Source organism: Photobacterium sanctipauli, assembly GCF_003026495.1.
GTDB lineage: Bacteria > Pseudomonadota > Gammaproteobacteria > Enterobacterales > Vibrionaceae > Photobacterium > Photobacterium sanctipauli.
In genome coordinates this window covers 1-16,684 of sequence record NZ_PYMA01000033.1, presented here as the reverse complement: position 1 = coordinate 16,684, position 16,684 = coordinate 1, and the positions used below count along the sequence as shown (strand labels likewise).

At 49.9% G+C, this 16,684-nt stretch carries 15 protein-coding genes, 2 tRNA genes and 1 rRNA gene; 6 read left to right on the top strand and 12 right to left on the bottom strand.

The genetic code is table 11. The features are described from left to right. Window positions 1-173: 173 nt before the first annotated feature. Window positions 174-800, bottom strand: coding sequence for a uracil phosphoribosyltransferase (upp, locus tag C9I98_RS26070; protein WP_107272667.1), 627 nt, complete (start codon window positions 798-800; stop codon window positions 174-176). A gap of 196 nt (window positions 801-996) precedes the next feature. On the opposite strand from upp, the gene purM reads away from it, so the two are divergent. Continuing rightward, complete coding sequence (purM, locus tag C9I98_RS26065) at window positions 997-2,037, top strand: phosphoribosylformylglycinamidine cyclo-ligase (protein WP_036822009.1); 1,041 nt, start codon at window positions 997-999, stop codon at window positions 2,035-2,037. Window positions 2,038-2,041: 4 nt separating this feature from the next. Beyond that, complete coding sequence (purN, locus tag C9I98_RS26060) at window positions 2,042-2,686, top strand: phosphoribosylglycinamide formyltransferase (RefSeq protein ID WP_036822006.1); 645 nt, start codon at window positions 2,042-2,044, stop codon at window positions 2,684-2,686. 71 nt (window positions 2,687-2,757) lie between these two features. Here the strand turns inward: purN and C9I98_RS26055 are convergent, their stop codons facing one another. From C9I98_RS26055 to dauA, 3 genes are read right to left on the bottom strand one after another with little or no spacing between them, the layout of a single operon-like run. Next, window positions 2,758-3,531 (bottom strand): class II glutamine amidotransferase, encoded by a 774-nt coding sequence (locus C9I98_RS26055; RefSeq protein WP_036822003.1) that lies wholly within the window; start codon window positions 3,529-3,531, stop codon window positions 2,758-2,760. Window positions 3,532-3,576: 45 nt separating this feature from the next. Next, entirely contained in the window at window positions 3,577-4,155 is a 579-nt protein-coding gene (gene lpcA, locus C9I98_RS26050; protein WP_036822001.1) for a D-sedoheptulose 7-phosphate isomerase, read from the bottom strand. A 43-nt stretch (window positions 4,156-4,198) separates the two neighbouring features. Further along, window positions 4,199-5,917: a C4-dicarboxylic acid transporter DauA gene (gene dauA, locus C9I98_RS26045; protein WP_107272668.1), complete on the bottom strand. Its 1,719-nt coding sequence runs from the start codon at window positions 5,915-5,917 to the stop codon at window positions 4,199-4,201. 500 nt (window positions 5,918-6,417) lie between these two features. Here dauA and fadE point away from each other — a divergent pair, with 500 nt between their 5' ends. Then, window positions 6,418-8,868 (top strand): acyl-CoA dehydrogenase FadE, encoded by a 2,451-nt coding sequence (fadE, locus tag C9I98_RS26040; protein WP_107272666.1) that lies wholly within the window; start codon window positions 6,418-6,420, stop codon window positions 8,866-8,868. Window positions 8,869-8,959: 91 nt separating this feature from the next. On the opposite strand, the gene C9I98_RS26035 is transcribed toward fadE, so the two are convergent. Beyond that, window positions 8,960-10,201, bottom strand: coding sequence for a TIGR03503 family protein (locus C9I98_RS26035; RefSeq protein WP_036828529.1), 1,242 nt, complete (start codon window positions 10,199-10,201; stop codon window positions 8,960-8,962). Between the two features lie 7 nt (window positions 10,202-10,208). After that, a complete protein-coding gene (gene dnaQ / locus C9I98_RS26030) occupies window positions 10,209-10,937 on the bottom strand; it encodes a DNA polymerase III subunit epsilon (protein ID WP_036828527.1) in 729 nt (242 codons plus the stop codon). 52 nt (window positions 10,938-10,989) lie between these two features. Between dnaQ and rnhA the strand changes: the two genes are divergently transcribed. Next, on the top strand, window positions 10,990-11,454 hold the full coding sequence (gene rnhA, locus C9I98_RS26025; RefSeq protein ID WP_036828531.1) for a ribonuclease HI: 465 nt from the start codon (window positions 10,990-10,992) through the stop codon (window positions 11,452-11,454). Between the two features lie 27 nt (window positions 11,455-11,481). On the opposite strand, the gene C9I98_RS26020 is transcribed toward rnhA, so the two are convergent. Next, window positions 11,482-12,222 (bottom strand): methyltransferase domain-containing protein, encoded by a 741-nt coding sequence (locus C9I98_RS26020; protein WP_173424707.1) that lies wholly within the window; start codon window positions 12,220-12,222, stop codon window positions 11,482-11,484. 46 nt (window positions 12,223-12,268) lie between these two features. On the opposite strand from C9I98_RS26020, the gene gloB reads away from it, so the two are divergent. Next, complete coding sequence (gene gloB, locus C9I98_RS26015; protein WP_036828523.1) at window positions 12,269-13,027, top strand: hydroxyacylglutathione hydrolase; 759 nt, start codon at window positions 12,269-12,271, stop codon at window positions 13,025-13,027. A gap of 70 nt (window positions 13,028-13,097) precedes the next feature. Continuing rightward, the gene (locus tag C9I98_RS26010; RefSeq protein WP_036828521.1) at window positions 13,098-14,666 is read left to right on the top strand and encodes a LysM peptidoglycan-binding domain-containing protein; all 1,569 of its coding nucleotides are present in this window, start codon (window positions 13,098-13,100) and stop codon (window positions 14,664-14,666) included. A 37-nt stretch (window positions 14,667-14,703) separates the two neighbouring features. Here C9I98_RS26010 and C9I98_RS26005 read toward each other — a convergent pair whose 3' ends face one another. The 5 genes from C9I98_RS26005 to rrf all read right to left on the bottom strand — a co-directional run bounded on the left by C9I98_RS26005 (window position 14,704) and on the right by rrf (window position 16,673). After that, window positions 14,704-15,549 carry an endonuclease/exonuclease/phosphatase family protein gene (locus tag C9I98_RS26005; RefSeq protein ID WP_036828520.1) on the bottom strand — a complete coding sequence of 282 codons (846 nt, stop codon included), beginning with the start codon at window positions 15,547-15,549 and terminating at the stop codon, window positions 14,704-14,706. A gap of 76 nt (window positions 15,550-15,625) precedes the next feature. After that, window positions 15,626-15,961: a DUF1904 domain-containing protein gene (locus tag C9I98_RS26000; RefSeq protein WP_036828519.1), complete on the bottom strand. Its 336-nt coding sequence runs from the start codon at window positions 15,959-15,961 to the stop codon at window positions 15,626-15,628. Window positions 15,962-16,325: 364 nt separating this feature from the next. Beyond that, a tRNA-Trp gene (locus C9I98_RS25995) sits at window positions 16,326-16,402 on the bottom strand. A gap of 36 nt (window positions 16,403-16,438) precedes the next feature. Beyond that, window positions 16,439-16,515: transfer RNA gene (locus C9I98_RS25990), tRNA-Asp, on the bottom strand. Between the two features lie 42 nt (window positions 16,516-16,557). Further along, window positions 16,558-16,673 (bottom strand): 5S ribosomal RNA (gene rrf, locus C9I98_RS25985). Window positions 16,674-16,684 lie beyond the last annotated feature (11 nt).

The window sequence follows — 16,684 nt, the reverse complement described above, 5'->3', positions numbered from 1 at the left end:
GCTTCCTTCAGACCCTACCGTTGGCCAATAACGCCCTTGCCATTCGGATTATCTTCCCCTTAGTCGGGGCGATTCAGGTTTCTTTCAACCTGACGGGTTTGCCAGCTTTGCTGGGCAAACAAAAAAACGGGCCAATTTGGCCCGCTTTCATCAACTTAAATAACGTTAAATTGTTATTTAGTACCGAAGATCTTATCACCCGCATCGCCCAAACCAGGAACGATGTAGCCTTTGTCATTCAGTTTTTCATCAATCGCAGCTGTGTAAAGCTCAACATCCGGGTGAGCTTTTTCTAGCGCTTCAATACCTTCAGGCGCCGCAACAAGTACAAGTACCTTAAAGTACTTACAACCTTGCTCTTTTAGAAGATCAAGCGTCGCAATCATTGAGCCGCCCGTTGCCAGCATTGGGTCTACAACCAGTGCAATACGCTCATCAATGTTAGATGCAAGCTTGTTGAAGTATGGAACAGGCTCTAGTGTTTCTTCGTCGCGGTAGATACCCACAACACTAATGCGGGCACTTGGCATGTGCTCAAGTACGCCATCCATCATACCTAGACCAGCTCGCAAAATTGGCACAACTGTGACTTTTTTACCCTTGATCTGATCAATTTCAACTGGACCATTCCAGCCGTCAATGGTAACTTTTTCTGTTTCGAAGTCTGAAGTCGCTTCGTACGTTAGCAAGCTACCAACTTCTGTCGCTAGTTCGCGAAAACGCTTAGTACTGATATCACCTTCACGCATAAGACCAATCTTATGTTGTACAAGCGGGTGTTTAACCTCAACGACTTTCATCTCTGACTCCTAGGCTAGCAAAATTTAAAAAAATCGCATTATTATACACTAGACCATTTAAAGCCGGATAGTGCTTGCGATATCGTTTGCTCAGGAAACGGCCAGCAACATTTATTGACGCAAACGTTTTCCTTTCCGCCCTGACTGCTGTTATCATACCCCCGCTTTTTTACTTTAATACGTTGAGGGATCTCCTGTGAGCGACAATAACTCTTCTCTTAGTTACAAAGATGCTGGTGTTGATATCGATGCAGGTAATGCATTAGTTGATCGTATCAAAGGGGTTGTTAAACGCACCCACCGCCCAGAAGTGATGGGTGGTATCGGTGGCTTCGGTGCACTATGCTCCCTGCCAACCAAGTATAAAGAGCCGGTATTAGTTTCTGGTACAGACGGCGTGGGCACAAAACTTCGTTTGGCAATGGACCTGAAAAAACACGATACCATCGGTATCGATTTGGTTGCCATGTGTGTAAACGATTTGATTGTTCAAGGTGGCGAACCACTGTTCTTCCTTGACTACTATGCAACAGGCAAGCTTGATGTCGACACCGCAGCAGACGTTGTCGCTGGCATCGGTGAAGGCTGTATCCAGTCTGGTTGTGCATTGATTGGTGGTGAAACCGCAGAAATGCCGGGCATGTACCACGGTGAAGACTACGACGTTGCAGGCTTCTGCGTAGGCGTTGTAGAAAAAGCTGACATCATTGATGGCAGCAAGGTGAAAGCGGGTGACGCACTGATTGCCGTTGGCTCGAGCGGTCCTCACTCTAATGGCTTCTCACTGATCCGTAAAATCCTAGAAGTGTCTAACGCCGATCTGAACCAAGAGCTTGAAGGCAAGCCGTTGGCAGACCACTTGTTAGAACCAACCAAGATTTACGTGAAATCAACCCTGAAAATGATGGAAACGTGCGACGTACACGCTATTTCACACATTACGGGTGGCGGTTTCTGGGAAAATATCCCGCGCGTATTGCCTGAAGGTGCGAAAGCCGTTGTTGATGGCAAGAGCTGGGAGTGGCCAGCAGTGTTCAACTGGCTGCAAACAGCAGGTAACGTTGATACCTATGAAATGTACCGTACCTTCAACTGTGGTGTTGGCCTTGTGATTGCCCTACCGCAAGAGCAAGCTGAACAAGCCATCAACATCCTTAACGCTGAAGGTGAAAAAGCTTGGCTACTAGGTAGCATTGCCAATGCCGAAGCTGGTGAGGAGCAGGTGGAGATCCTGTAGGCTGATGAAAAGTATCGTCGTTCTAATTTCAGGTAACGGCTCTAACTTGCAAGCTATCATTGATGCCTGTGAATCAGGCATCATTGAAAATGCGAAAGTTACCGCTGTTCTTTCTAACAAGGCGGATGCCTTCGGCCTTGAACGTGCTAAGCAGGCCGGTATCGATGCCTTGCACCTAGCAGCCAGTGACTACTCTGACCGTGCCGACTTCGATCAGGCTATGGCAAAGCGCATTGATGAGTACCAACCGGATCTTGTTATCCTCGCTGGTTTTATGCGAATCCTGAGCGGCGAGTTTGTTCGTCATTACCAAGGGCGAATGATCAATATTCACCCATCCCTGCTACCGAAGTACACCGGGCTCAATACCCACCAGCGCGCCATTGATGCTGGCGACAGTGAACACGGTACCAGCGTACACTTTGTTACCGAAGAGCTCGATGGCGGCCCAGTTATCTTGCAAGCCAAGGTGCCAATCTTTGCTGAAGATACCGCGGAAGAAGTGATGGGACGAGTACAAGAGCAAGAACACCGTATCTACCCACTGGTAGCCAATTGGTGTTTGCAACAACGTGCTCACATGGATGGTGAAACCGCCTTTTTTGACGGCAAACCGCTTCCAGCCCATGGCTATGCCGCTGACGACTAGATGGTACGGAATAAAGATATAAAAAACGCGACTTATCGTCGCGTTTTTTTATTGATGCCAATCTAGGTAAGTTACCGTGAGTAGGTCAACTCACCATAGTGGAAGACACAAAACTCACCTTCTGGCATTTTATGCCAACTTTCGTCGTTGGTAAGCGGTTGAGTCGCAATGACCGTCACCACATCGTTAGGTGTTGTTTCTTTCTGAAAGTCTATCGTGACATCCTCATCGATCAAGGAAGCCTGACCAAAAGGTGCCCGCCGGGTGATCCAGTGAAGGTTATTGGTACAGTAGGTTAGCACGTACTCACCATCACTCAACAACATATTATATACCCCAAGCTGCTTTAACCTATCACAACTCTGAGCAACAAAACTGAACACCGCTTCCCAATCAGTTGGCGGCTCAGGGAACTGCGCCTCCAGCTGGTTGAGCAACCAACAAAAAGCAATCTCACTATCGGTATCACCCACAGGCTTTAAACGCCCGGTATCGAGTGATTCATAGCCTGTTAATTGACCATTATGGGCAAATGTCCAATAGCGCCCCCACAACTCACGTGTAAACGGGTGGGTATTTTCCAAGCTAACCCCGCCACGGTTGGCCTGACGAATATGGCTGATGACTGCACAGCTTTTGATCGGGTATTCCTGTACCAATTCCGCGATACGCGAGCGACAGCTAGGGTTGGGATCCTTGAACGTCCTAAACCCCTTGCCTTCATAAAAGGTGATCCCCCAGCCATCACGGTGCGGGCCAGTATTTCCGCCCCGCTGCATCAGGCCAGTGAAACTAAAACAAATATCGGTTGGCACATTTGCACTCATGCCAAGTAGTTCACACATAATCCTTTATGCTCTTTTACATTGCGACATCGCCACGGTAAGTGGTTACTTCGCCATTTCTTTTTCAACTAGCATGATCAAGATATGAATAATCTTGATATGCACTTCTTGGATACGGTCGGCATAGCCAAAGTGCGGGACACGGATTTCCACATCCGCAAGGCCGGCCATCTTACCGCCGTCTTTACCCGTCAGGGCTATCACCTTCATGCCCTTCGCCTTGGCAGCCTCTATCGCTTTCAGAATATTCCCAGAGTTGCCCGATGTCGAGAGACCAAACAACACATCCCCTTCAGCACCCACCGCTTCGAGGTAACGTGAAAAAACATGGTCGTAACCAAAGTCGTTGCTTACACAAGAAAGATGACTCGGATCCGAAATCGCAATACCAGGGTAACCAGGACGGTTCTCACGGTAGCGGCCGGTCAACTCTTCGGCAAAGTGCATCGCGTCACAATGCGAGCCACCGTTACCACAAGATAGTACCTTTCCGCCTTGCTTGAACGACTCGGCCAACAACTTGGCTGCAGCTTCAATATCGGCAAGGTGTTTATCATCGCTCAAAAAGCGGTTTAGTACTTCAGCGGCTTCACTGAGCTCCGCACGGATCATATCTTGGTACATAGGCTCTACTCTAATTCTAAAAATGTTATTACGTTTTTACGCCTTAACTTGCAGTGTACAAAGAAACGCTTGGAGGTGTCGACTCCTGTGGGCGAACATTGTGACCCTTTATCATCAATTGCTCACGTAATAACTCACTTGAAACCGATAACTGGACATTATCGGCAGCCAGCACCCCAGCATTATGCAATTTGGTTTCAATGTGTCCGGCGACGCCGAGCAGATAGACCGGATACTGCTTTACCCGCTCTAGCGCGCTTTCAAATGCATGTATTGCTGTAATATCAATTGTACTGACCCCGCTGAAATCCATCACCACCGCACGTGTGCCCGGTGCAGTGTGATCGATAACCCCCAATGCTTTTTCACTCGCGGCAAAAAATAACGGGCCGTTAAAATCATACACCATCACATCGTCACCAAAATTTTGGTGGGGATGCCCGCCTTCCACCTTATCGACGGTCGTTAAGGAAGCAATTCGTTGAATAAACAACAGGCCCGCTAACAACAAGCCGACGACCACTGCAATCACCATGTCAAACACCACAGTAAGGGTGAAACATGTCAGCAAGACTGCAACATCACGCCGTGGCGCGACCTTTAAGGTGCGAACAAAATGCGGCGCTTCCGACATATTCCAAGCCACCATAATCAGCAAGCCCGCCAATGCACTCATCGGTATATATGATAATGCCGGTGCCAGTGCAATCATGGCCGCCAACACAAACAAAGCATGGACTATCGCAGAAACCGGGGAGAATGCCCCCGCCCGAATGTTGGTGGCTGTACGGGCTATGGCTGCCGTGGCCGGAATACCACCAAAAAACGGCACCACAATGTTTGCCAGGCCTTGGCCAACCAGCTCGCCGTTTGAATTATGCTTGGTGCCCGTCATACCGTCGGCGACGACCGCACATAGCAGAGACTCTATACATCCTAGCATGGCAATCGTGAACGCTGCCGGCAGCAGCTCGACCACCAGGCCCCAGCTAACATTGGCATCTTGCCAAGGCAGTATGAATTGCGGCAGAACCTGGGGGATCCCGTTGCCGACTATATCACCGATTTGGTAATGAAATTTTTCCCCAAGCAAGCCGACTTGCGCCCCACCCAACTGGTTTAACACTAATGCAAGGCCAGTACCCGCGACCAATGCCACCACATGGGGAGGCAACTTGGTTTTAAGTTTTGCCCAGCCGATAAATACCACAATCGTCGCCACTCCCACCAAGGCATCAGAGAGGTTGAGCGTTGGCATAGCGCTGGCGTAAGCCATCACCTTTTCGGGAAAGTGGATGGGGTTGGTTATCACCGTCAGGCCCAGCAAATCTTTGAACTGCAAAAACGCGATAGTCAAACCGATCCCGGCGGTAAACCCAGTCGTCACCGGCGCGGGGACATAAGCGACCAATTGACCCAGGCGAAAGATCCCCATAATGAAGAGGATCACGCCCGACATCATGGTTGCCAGCATCAAACCAGACAAACCGTACTGTTGGGTGATAGGCAATAAGATCACCACGAAAGCGGCCGTTGGTCCCGAAATATTAAACCGCGAGCCGCCAAGCAAGGCCGCCAACAGCCCCGCAACAATCACCGTGTAGAGCCCATGCTGGGGGGGCACCCCAACCGCAATTGCTAATGCCATCCCCAACGGTATGGCCACAACCCCAACGGTGATCCCGGCGACCATATCTGAACGTAATGACTGAAAAGAGTAACCTTCATGCCAGGCTTGTTTTAAGGCTTGAAACAACAACACAGCAGACCCCTTAAATCCAATAGCAAAAATCGCCAATAAAGGCGCTTCCTAACAAGGAAATAAAAAAATGAGAAAAATATAAGCTGTCGTCCCGAGATAGGAGTCCGGCGGGCAGGGCTGGTGTCAGTCGGAGTTCGGGAAAGGCAACGATAAAGTCTAGAGTATCAACAACATAGAAAGACACTCAGACACGTTCCATCCTTCATCTACCCCGCAAGCCAACGTCATTGTCAACCTATAGGCAAGGCAAATGGAAAAGCCATGTTAATTGTATGACCATTTTTCGCAAGGTGTTTTTTTCAACTCACTGATCTTGATCAAGCCCTTATTTTACAAGGGCTGCCAAGACATCTTTACGTAACCTCTCACTTTCAGAACAGAAAATTATTTTACATTTCATTAAAAATCAAATTACACTTGTTACAAGTGGTAAGACCTCTTACCTTGCATAAAATGTACCCAAATAATAAAAACGCTACGCCCATATAAGGAGATAGAACATGGTTACCCTTGTGTACCTGCTAGGGCTGATTGGTATTACTGGTGTGCTCGCTTACCATCGCGCTAACCTTCGAACTTTTACCATTGCCATTGCAGCCTTGCTAACCCTCGGCACCATTATTGATATTACTGGCCAGTTCAGCTGGCTGGTTTTCTTGCTGTTCGCAATCCCGCTAAACGTGAAATCGCTGCGCCAAACCTTGCTCAGTCGTCCTGCGCTAAAGGCTTTCAAAGGTGTCATGCCTGAAATGTCGCGTACCGAAAAAGAAGCGATTGGTGCCGGTACTGTGTGGTGGGAAGCCGATCTGTTCCGCGGTGCGCCGGACTGGAACAAGCTCCATGATATTTCCGCCCCGCGTTTGAGTGCCGAAGAAAAGGCATTCCTTGAAGGGCCGGTTGAAGAAGTCAGCCGTATGGTGAATGATTTTCAGGTCACCCACGAGCTTGCGGATCTCCCGCCTGACGTATGGCAATACCTCAAAGACAACAAGTTTTTTGCCATGATCATCAAAAAAGAATATGGCGGCCTTGAGTTTTCAGCTTATGCCCAATCGCTTGTGCTGCAAAAACTGACTGGGGTGTCAGCTGTGCTTTCCTCCACAGTCGGGGTACCAAACTCTTTGGGTCCAGGTGAGCTGCTTCAGCATTACGGCACCGAAGATCAGAAAAATCATTATCTGCCTCGCCTAGCCGCAGGCCAAGAGATCCCTTGCTTTGCACTGACTAGCCCAGAAGCGGGCTCTGATGCCGGCTCTATTCCCGACTTTGGTATCGTGAAGAAGGGGCTATGGCAGGGCGAAGAAGTGCTGGGGATGGAGCTAACTTGGAATAAGCGCTATATCACCCTTGCGCCGGTCGCGACCGTATTGGGGCTAGCCTTCAAGTTATTCGATCCCGACCACCTGCTTGGTGACGAAGAAGAGCTGGGGATCACCTGTGCGTTGATCCCAACCGATATCGACGGTGTCAACATCGGTCGTCGCCATTTCCCATTGAATGTCCCATTCCAAAACGGCCCAACACAGGGTGACAAGGTCTTCGTTCCAATCGACTTCATTATTGGCGGCCAGGAAATGGCTGGCCAAGGCTGGCGTATGCTGGTTGAGTGCTTGTCGGTCGGGCGCGGTATCACCTTACCATCCAATTCAACCGGCGGCCTGAAGTCCGCGGCGCTGGCCACTGGCGCCTATGCCCGCATTCGCCGCCAGTTCAAGCTACCCATTGGCCGCATGGAAGGCATCGAAGAGCCATTGGCGCGTATTGCGGGTAATGCTTACGTAATGGATGCCGCCAGCAGCTTCACCGTGGCTGGCATTGATTTGGGCGAGAAGCCTTCCGTGATATCGGCAATCGTGAAGTACCACTGTACCCACCGCGGCCAGAAAAGCGTTATCGATGCTATGGACATCGCTGGCGGTAAGGGCATTTGCATGGGGCCAAGCAATTTCCTTGCCCGTGGCTACCAAGGCGCGCCGATTGCCGTCACCGTAGAAGGTGCCAACATCCTAACCCGCTCGATGATCATCTTCGGCCAAGGGGCCATCCGCTGCCACCCTTATGTGCTGGAGGAAATGAATGCCGCCTATGATGACGATGCTGAAAAAGCATTAGCTGATTTCGACAATGCGGTATTTGGCCACGTTGGCTTTGTGATCAGTAATATGGTCCGCTCATTCTGGCTTGGCCTTACCGATGGACGAGGCTCATCCGCTCCTCGCAAGGATCCGACCCTGCGTTATTACCAGCAACTCAATCGCTACAGCGCCAACTTAGCCCTGTTGGCCGATATATCGATGGCCGTACTTGGCGGCTCGCTCAAGCGAAAAGAGCGCCTGTCTGCTCGACTTGGGGATGTGCTTAGCCAACTTTACCTCGCTTCGGCCACACTGAAGCGCTATACCGATGAAGGTAGCAGGCAAGATGATCTTCCCCTGGTTCATTGGGGGCTGCAAGATGCCCTATACCAGACCCAAGAAGCACTGGACGAGTTCTTGCGTAACTTCCCGAACCGCCCAGTAGCGGCACTAATGCGTACTTTGGTATTCCCGCTGGGCCTAAGCCGCGTTCGTCCATCAGACAAGCTGGACCACCGTGTCGCGCGCATCGTCCAGACGCCGTGTGAAACCCGAAGCCGACTTGGCCGCAACCAATACTTGGAAGCAACGGAGAACAATGCCGTAGGTATGATTGAAATGACGCTGAAAGATATTCTGGCAGCAGAACCCATCTATGACCGTGTTTGCCAGGCTGCCGGTAAGAAGATGCCTTTCATGCAGCTGGATAAGGTTGCAGAAACCGGGCTAGCGCTCAATGCCATCAACGAAGATGAAGCTGAACTGCTTCGCCGGGCCGAGCAAGGCCGCCTGCGCACCATCAACGTCGACGACTTTGATCCGCAAGACCTTGCCGCCAAGCCTTATCAGCCGACCCAAAAAGATATCGCTGCCTAACGGCCGCTCATTCCACCACAACCAAAAGAGGGAAGCACATGCTTCCCTCTTTTTTACGTATTAACCAAGCCTTGCCGTGGTGATGTATACATCAAGCATTAGGCACCTCAATTGCAGCCGCGTCCAACTGCTTCTTCACTTTCCATTTTCGCCACAAGATAATGCCAATCACCGAAAGTAGGATTATCAGCACATTTGCGCCAATAATAATTTTCATGGCCTTAGCCCTGGTAGCCTTGCGTTCAGCTTCCTGCTGTTGAATTTCAGCCAATTTGGCTTTGGCTTCTTGTTGTTCACGGAAAGCTTCCAGGTTTTGATCCAACTGCAGCTCTGCCATCACGGCAAAGTGGCGCTCAGGCAGCTTAAAAATCAGCTCGCGGGCGTTAAAGTTATCTGTGGCATACAGCCAGCCCGACCAAGTATAGCGCCCTGGCTCCTCACCGTTAGGCAACCAAACTTTTAACTCGTCTTCTTCACCCATCGCCGCTTGCTGGCGAATACTCCTTTCGCCATCAAAGCTCATTTGCTCGATATGCGCAGCCAGGGAGCCGAGCTTTAAGGCCCCCTCTTCAGTTTCCACCACAACTTGGTGCGATTCACTGTTGCCTCGGCCTTGAATAAAACTCGCCTTCAATGGCGGCGGGTACACCAGTACTTCTTGCTCTACCGTTCTTAAGAAAACCCCATTGCCCGAGCTGATTTCCACCCGGTATTTACCCGGTTGGATATCAACCTGCAGAGCAACCGTAAAAATTCCGTCCCCGGCTTCTTCATCAAACCCCAGCCCGTCATCGGCAAATTCACCGAGCGGGATCGGCGTGGGCAAGGCCCCTTCAGATAAACTGTCCGGATTCTCGATATATTCGTAAAACACCACGGAAAGCTTGACCCGGTCGAGGAAGTCTCGGTTAGTCAGTAATTGGTCATTCTGGGTTAGGCGGGCGGTAAACTTAAGGGTTTCCGATTGGTACAAACGCGCCGGCAGCTGGTCGATGTCCAATTTTAGATCAGACAAGACTTCCACTTGGTTCTTGGGGGTCACCTTACCAACAGCCTGCCATGGGCCCGGCATTGGATTCTCAATGGAAATAATATCCATCCCGGTCTCCTCATACCAAGCCACATTCTCGGGATGCCGCCAAGAATAGTATTTATGGCCATCGGGGCGAACCAGCACCACGGAACTGCTGCCCGCCTCCCGCTTGACCATAAACGACACTTGATCAACCGTAGGATCGACCCGGAAGCGATTATCAAGCCATGTCATCACAGCATTGCCGTTAGCCCACGACAACACCGGTAGCAATAGCAGTAACAACCATAATCGCCTCATAATTCTCCTAAAGACGCCACATGACGTCGCCCTTCTTCTCGATAATGTCCAAACGCGATTCGTGCGCTTTTATTTCATCGGCAGAAGCACGGATAATCTTTAATGCTTTTCGTCCTGAAGCTAGGCGGCGGATCTCATTTTCTGCACCCGCATCACTGTCTTCGCTCCCCGAGCTCAAGGCTAATGATGTTTGACCACCGGTCATCATCAAGTAGACATCGGCCAGGATCTCGGCATCGAGCAATGCCCCGTGGAGGGTACGGTGTGAGTTATCTATACCGTAACGGGAACAAAGCACATCAAGGTTATTCCTTTTGCCGGGGAATAACCGCTTAGCCATCTCGAGGGTATCGGTAACTTTACAAAAGTCTTCGGTCTTTCCGATAGAGGCATCGAGCTTGCCAAATTCATAGTCCATGAAGCCGATATCGAAGGGCGCGTTGTGAGCGACCAGCTCTGCGCCGCGGATAAACTCCATGAACTCATCATGCACATCTTTGTAAGTCGGCTTATCAAGCAAAAACTCATCGGTAATACCGTGAACGTCCACCGCCTCGGCATCAATCAGTCGATCAGGCTTGATGTAAACGTGGAAGCTATTACCCGTGAGCTTACGGTTGATGATTTCAACCGCACCGATCTCGATAATACAGTGGCCTTCGTAGTGTGGCCCGGTCATATTCATACCGGTTGTTTCGGTATCGAATACGATAATGCGTTCATTAGTGGCTTTCATAGTAGCGATTGTGTCAGACTTAAGTTTTCAACTAATGCTAATACTACCAAATATGACCAAGCAGGTAGAAATTTTCACTGACGGTTCTTGTCTCGGCAACCCAGGTCCCGGCGGTTACGGTGCCGTTTTGCGCTACAAGCAGCATGAAAAAGAGCTAAGCGAAGGCTTTTTCATGACAACCAACAACCGGATGGAGCTGCTGGCTGCCATTGTGGGCTTGGCGAGCCTCAAAGAACCATGCCATGTCGATCTCACCACCGACAGCCAATATGTGCGCCAAGGGATCACCCAATGGATCCATAACTGGAAAAAACGCGGATGGAAAACAGCCGACAAGAAGCCGGTTAAAAATGCCGATTTATGGCAGCGGCTTGATACGGAAACCCAACGCCACAACGTCAATTGGCACTGGGTGAAAGGCCATGCAGGCCACCCTGAGAATGAACGTTGTGATGATCTGGCGCGTACCGCAGCGGAGTCGCCAGCCAAAGAGGATGAAGGCTACCAGGCTAGCTGATCTGATCGGGTTCAGCAGCGACGTTTCCTACTGGCACTTCCTACTCGCATTCGTACGGCAGTTTACACCCAACGGAGCCAATTGACGCCGCAGCTTCCATGTCGGCTTGATTGGCTTTAGCGGGAAAGTACGCTTGCGGGCCACAATCAGGTACATGCTGCCGATGGAAGCACAGCTATCAGACAGCATCCCCTCCACCCAAGCAGAGCATGCCTGATGCTTAGTTGCGGGCAATACCGCGAAGTTTTCGTGAAACACCACCTCGTAGTTCAGAACGCTAAGCCAATCTTTTACCCGCATCGGCATAAACATTCGCCCTTTCCACGGATAGCGCTTCCTATTCCACGGCAACATGCCTCGCATCCCCAATATGCTCACCGGGTTATAGCCGCTAATCAGCATGTAACCGTCGTCGACGGTGACCCGGTCAACCTCACGCAGTAAACGGTGTGGATCGGAGCAATATTCGAGTTGGTGGGCGATGACACATGCATCAAAAGACTTTTCAACAAACGGTAATGCGAAAGGGTCGGCAATCACATTATGCAGTGGATTGAACTTATCAATGCAAATTTGGTGCTGGATGTTACAATGGCCACTGGCTAATTCACAACTTAAACCACCCAGCTTTAACATATGGTAACCAAACAGCTTTGGCCACCACTCATCAAGCTGAGCCTGAAGCAGCTCTGCTGCCCATTCGCCGTTAGTCACTTGCGACCAACTGTGGGGTGGATCAATAGGTTTTAATGTACGGGCTGGCTTCATAGCAATTCCGTTTAAGTGCTCAACATCATAGGCTGGAGACAAGTTCATGCTAACAGTTAAAAGCATACCTGCATTTAATGACAATTACATCTGGCTAATTCACAGTCCAGAAAACCACTGCGTGGTCGTCGATCCGGGCGATGCAGCCCCTGTCATCAAGGTATTAGAAGAACAAGAACTACAACTCGATGCCATTCTTATTACCCACCACCATCATGATCATATCGGTGGGATCAGCGAACTGAAGCGCAAATACCCGAATATCCATATTGTCGCGCCAGGTGCCGAACCAATCCCAGGCGTCTCCCAGTCAGTAGACGACGGCGATCAAGTCGAAATTTTTGGTGAACGCTTCATGGTCTTAGGGGTGCCGGGACACACAGCTGGCCACGTCGCCTACGTGGGTGACGGCAAGCTCTTTTGTGGTGATACCCTGTTCTCTGCCGGTTGCGGCCGCTTGTTTGAAGGTACAGCAGCTCAAATGTACCAATCACTCCAAAAAATCAGCGCTCTGCCAGATGAGACCGAAGTCTATTGCGCCCACGAATATACCAGCAGCAACCTCGCCTTTGCACTCGTCGCCGAACAAGATAATCCACACCTGCAACGCTACCGGGAAGAAGTCAGCAGATTGCGTGCACAAGGGATCAGCACCATTCCTAGCACTTTGAAACAAGAAAAATTGATAAATCCTTTCCTACGCTGTGATCAACCAAGTATCAAAAAATCAGTTACGAATAAAGCAGTTGACGAAAGTGACGTTGAAACCTTCGCTGCACTGCGCCGCTGGAAAGACGAATTTTGACATAGGTCACTTGTAACCAAGGTAGTTGGACAAGTATTATCTCCAACTATTTTGGTTATAGGCTGGACACATGAAATCCCGATATTTTTTGGCGAGTGCGCTATTACTGGCTGGTTGCCAAATCACAAATACTAAAAACACAGTCGAAGAACCGACAAACACAACAAACGAAAAAGAACCTGCGGCACAAGTTACCCAAGCCCCAACACCGGCGCCAGAGAAGGCCCCTTTGGTTGTTGAGCAGGTAAAAGCACCCACACCGCAAGAACAAGATGATGTCTGGGAACGCATTAGCATGCAGCTAACTGCCGATATTCCAGATAACAAACAAGTTAACTACTACCGTAACTGGTACCTGCGCCACCCTGCCCACCTAAACACGGTTGCCAAGCGTGCAGAGCCGTTCCTCTTCTTTATTACGGAGGAGATAGAAAAGCGTGATCTGCCACTTGAGCTAGCTTTCCTACCTATCGTAGAAAGCTCATTTGACCAATTTGCCTACTCCCACGGTCGTGCTGCAGGCTTATGGCAAATTACACCGCCAACAGGGCGCAGCTTTGGCTTGGAGCAAAACTGGTGGTACGACGGTCGTCGCGATGTCGTTGAATCTACTCGCGCCGCACTGGATTTGCTGGAGTACCTAAACCGCAAGTTTGATGGCAACTGGCTACATGCCCTAGCTGCTTACAATACCGGTGAAGGACGTGTTTTCCGCGCAATCCGAAATAACCGTGCAGCCGGTAAGCCGACTGACTTCTGGTCGTTGGATCTTCCAAAAGAAACCAGCGGTTATGTGCCAAAACTACTGGCTGTTGCTGACGTGATCAAAAACCAGCAAAAGTACGGCATGGATATCCCAGCCATTGCCAACAAACCGGCAGTCAAACTGGTTAAGCCAAACACCCAGATGGATCTTGCGATGGCGGCAAACTATGCCGGTATGAAGCTTGAAGACCTTCAAAGTCTTAACCCAGGCTACAACCATTGGGCGACGGCACCTGATGGCCCAAGCCACCTACTGCTGCCGATCAACAAAGTCGATCGTTTCAATGTTGAGTTTGCCAACAATGGCAAGCAAGGCATGAAGGTAGTGCGCTATAAGGTGAAGTCTGGCGATACCCTTAGCGTATTAGCCCAGAAACACCAGACTACAACCAAGCAGATCCAGCGCGCGAACAACATGACGGATGCCAATATCCGTGTTGGCCGCCACATCTTGATCCCTGTCGCAATGAAAGACAGTGATACAACGGCTACGCGCTTGGCAAACAACACCCAACGCAGTCACGGCAGCGGCTACCGTACAACCTATAGTGTCCAGTCAGGCGACAACCTATGGACCATTGCCCGCAGCCAGAAAGTCTCTATCGATGACATCACCAAGTGGAACGGCATCAGCAAGAACTCAACACTGCGTGTTGGGCAGAAGCTAACACTATGGAAAGACAGTGCCTCTGGCGGGGTGATCAGAACGGTGTTCTACCAGGTTCGCTCTGGCGATAACCTTAGCTCAATTGCCCAGCGCTACCAGGTTAAAGTCTCTGATGTAGTGAAATGGAACCAAATCAACGGACAGAAATACCTGCAGCCGGGGCAAAAGCTCAAGCTGTATGTCGATGTGACTAAGGTAAGCGTATAACACAAAACGCCCTCAGCTTTGAAGTGAGGGCGTTTTTTTATTGAAGCGCAAAGCTGGCAATGATTGGGTTATGATCGGAAGCGTCCGTCTCTGGCGCTTCTGCGCTTACTAACGTCAAATCGCGATAATAGAGGTGATCGAGAGGTTGGCCAAACACCTTAATTCGGCGATCCCTTCTAATGCGGGTATCTACCAGCCCTAAACTATTGGCAAATTCATCGACGACATCCAATCTGGCCTGACGCCAAGTATTGAAATCACCCGCCAAGATAATTGGCCCAATATGCTTGCTCAACACGGATTTCAACGTGTTAAATTGCTCTTTGTACTCTTCAAGGCCGAGCGCAAAATTCACGCCATGAAGGTTAACAACCGCCAGTGTTTGGCCGTTAGATAACAAAAATTCAGAAAGCAGTGCGGATTTCGGTAGACGCAACCAGGGCTCCATAGCCAAATAAGCACAGGTTGTTTTGGCATTCACCGATGACAAATTCATCACACCGGCTGGTGTATTGAGAAACTTAAAAGCGTTAGCCATTCTTACCTTCCACGATGTATCGTCCAGGTAGTGCTTAAGCTCCTCGGTCAAACTTGCTTCTTGTAACAGCACCAAGCTACTGTCTTGGCTAATCCTTTCCAGCTCTTGGCGCCAATTATCCTTTTGCTGCTTGTAAATATTCCAGACCGAAACAGAAAATTCCCCGCCTTGGTCTAACGGTTGAGCCAAATCGCTCTTGATACAGCTATACGAGAATCGAGGCGCCAATACATTTTCACTCACCTCAGGTACTTCCGAAACATCAAAAGACCAATTGAGTGCACTTATCCCTAGTGCGCCTGCAACGGCTCCAAGCCCGGTAATAACTTTGGTGTATCTCGCCATCAAACCTACCCAATATAAAACAGCAAAGAAGAACAAAGCGGCGCTGTGCCGCTTTTATTATTTATTTGTAACGGTATTAATAATGGCTACCGTTGTCATAGTAGGCGGTCGGCGTCAGTGCATTGAAGATCACCGCAACATCCAGATCCGCCGAGTGCGCCTGAGTACGGATCGCCTCGGTGATCACTTGTGCTACCTGATCTTGCACTTCCTGCCCGCGATCAAACCACAGCACTTCAACAAATGGGTAAGCATCCGATACATCGCCATCAAAGATAAACGTGGTTGAGATATGCTCAAGAGTAAAATCTTCACGAGGACAAGCCATCAATGGCTGCAGGTCATCAACCAGCTTAGTGGAAAGTGCTTTTACATCATCAAATTCAACAGCACGAAAACGAAGATGTGGCATGTTTGCTCCAGTCTTGCTCAAACAGAAAGTGCACAAGATACCATCTCGCACGCCATTTTCGCAGTGATTTTTTGTCAGTTCACCGTAAATAGTCCCCAAACAGGTAACAGAAGCGCTTACAAAACAGTGAGGTAAATTGAGAGAAGTATTAATAAATAAACGTAAAAAAGCTCCGACATTTCTGTCGATGCTTTCAAAATTGGCTGGAGGGACTGGGCCGGCACTCCGGAGATTTGACCGGGCTGGCGCTCCATCTCCCAACACGCGCTGTCTTGGTATAAGGGAATCCGCTGCTCTGCCAGTTGGATCTACAGAAATAGCTGATGCAAAAAAGCCCCGACATTTCTGTCGAGGCTTTTAAAAGTGGCAGGGGTGGAGAGATTCGAACTCCCAACACGCGGATTTGGAATCCGCTGCTCTGCCAATTGGAGCTACACCCCTGTAGTTGTTTTAAAGACTTAACTCTGTCTGAATAAGTGGCGGAGCGGACGGGACTCGAACCCGCGACCCCCGGCGTGACAGGCCGGTATTCTAACCAACTGAACTACCGCTCCACTCAAACCACCGCAGGGTCACTGCGGTAATCTAAATTGGGTGCCTGGCGATGTCCTACTCTCACATGGGGAAGCCCCACACTACCATCGGCGCTATTACGTTTCACTGCTGAGTTCGGCATGGGATCAGGTGGGTCCATAATGCTATGGTCGCCAAGCAAATTCGTTA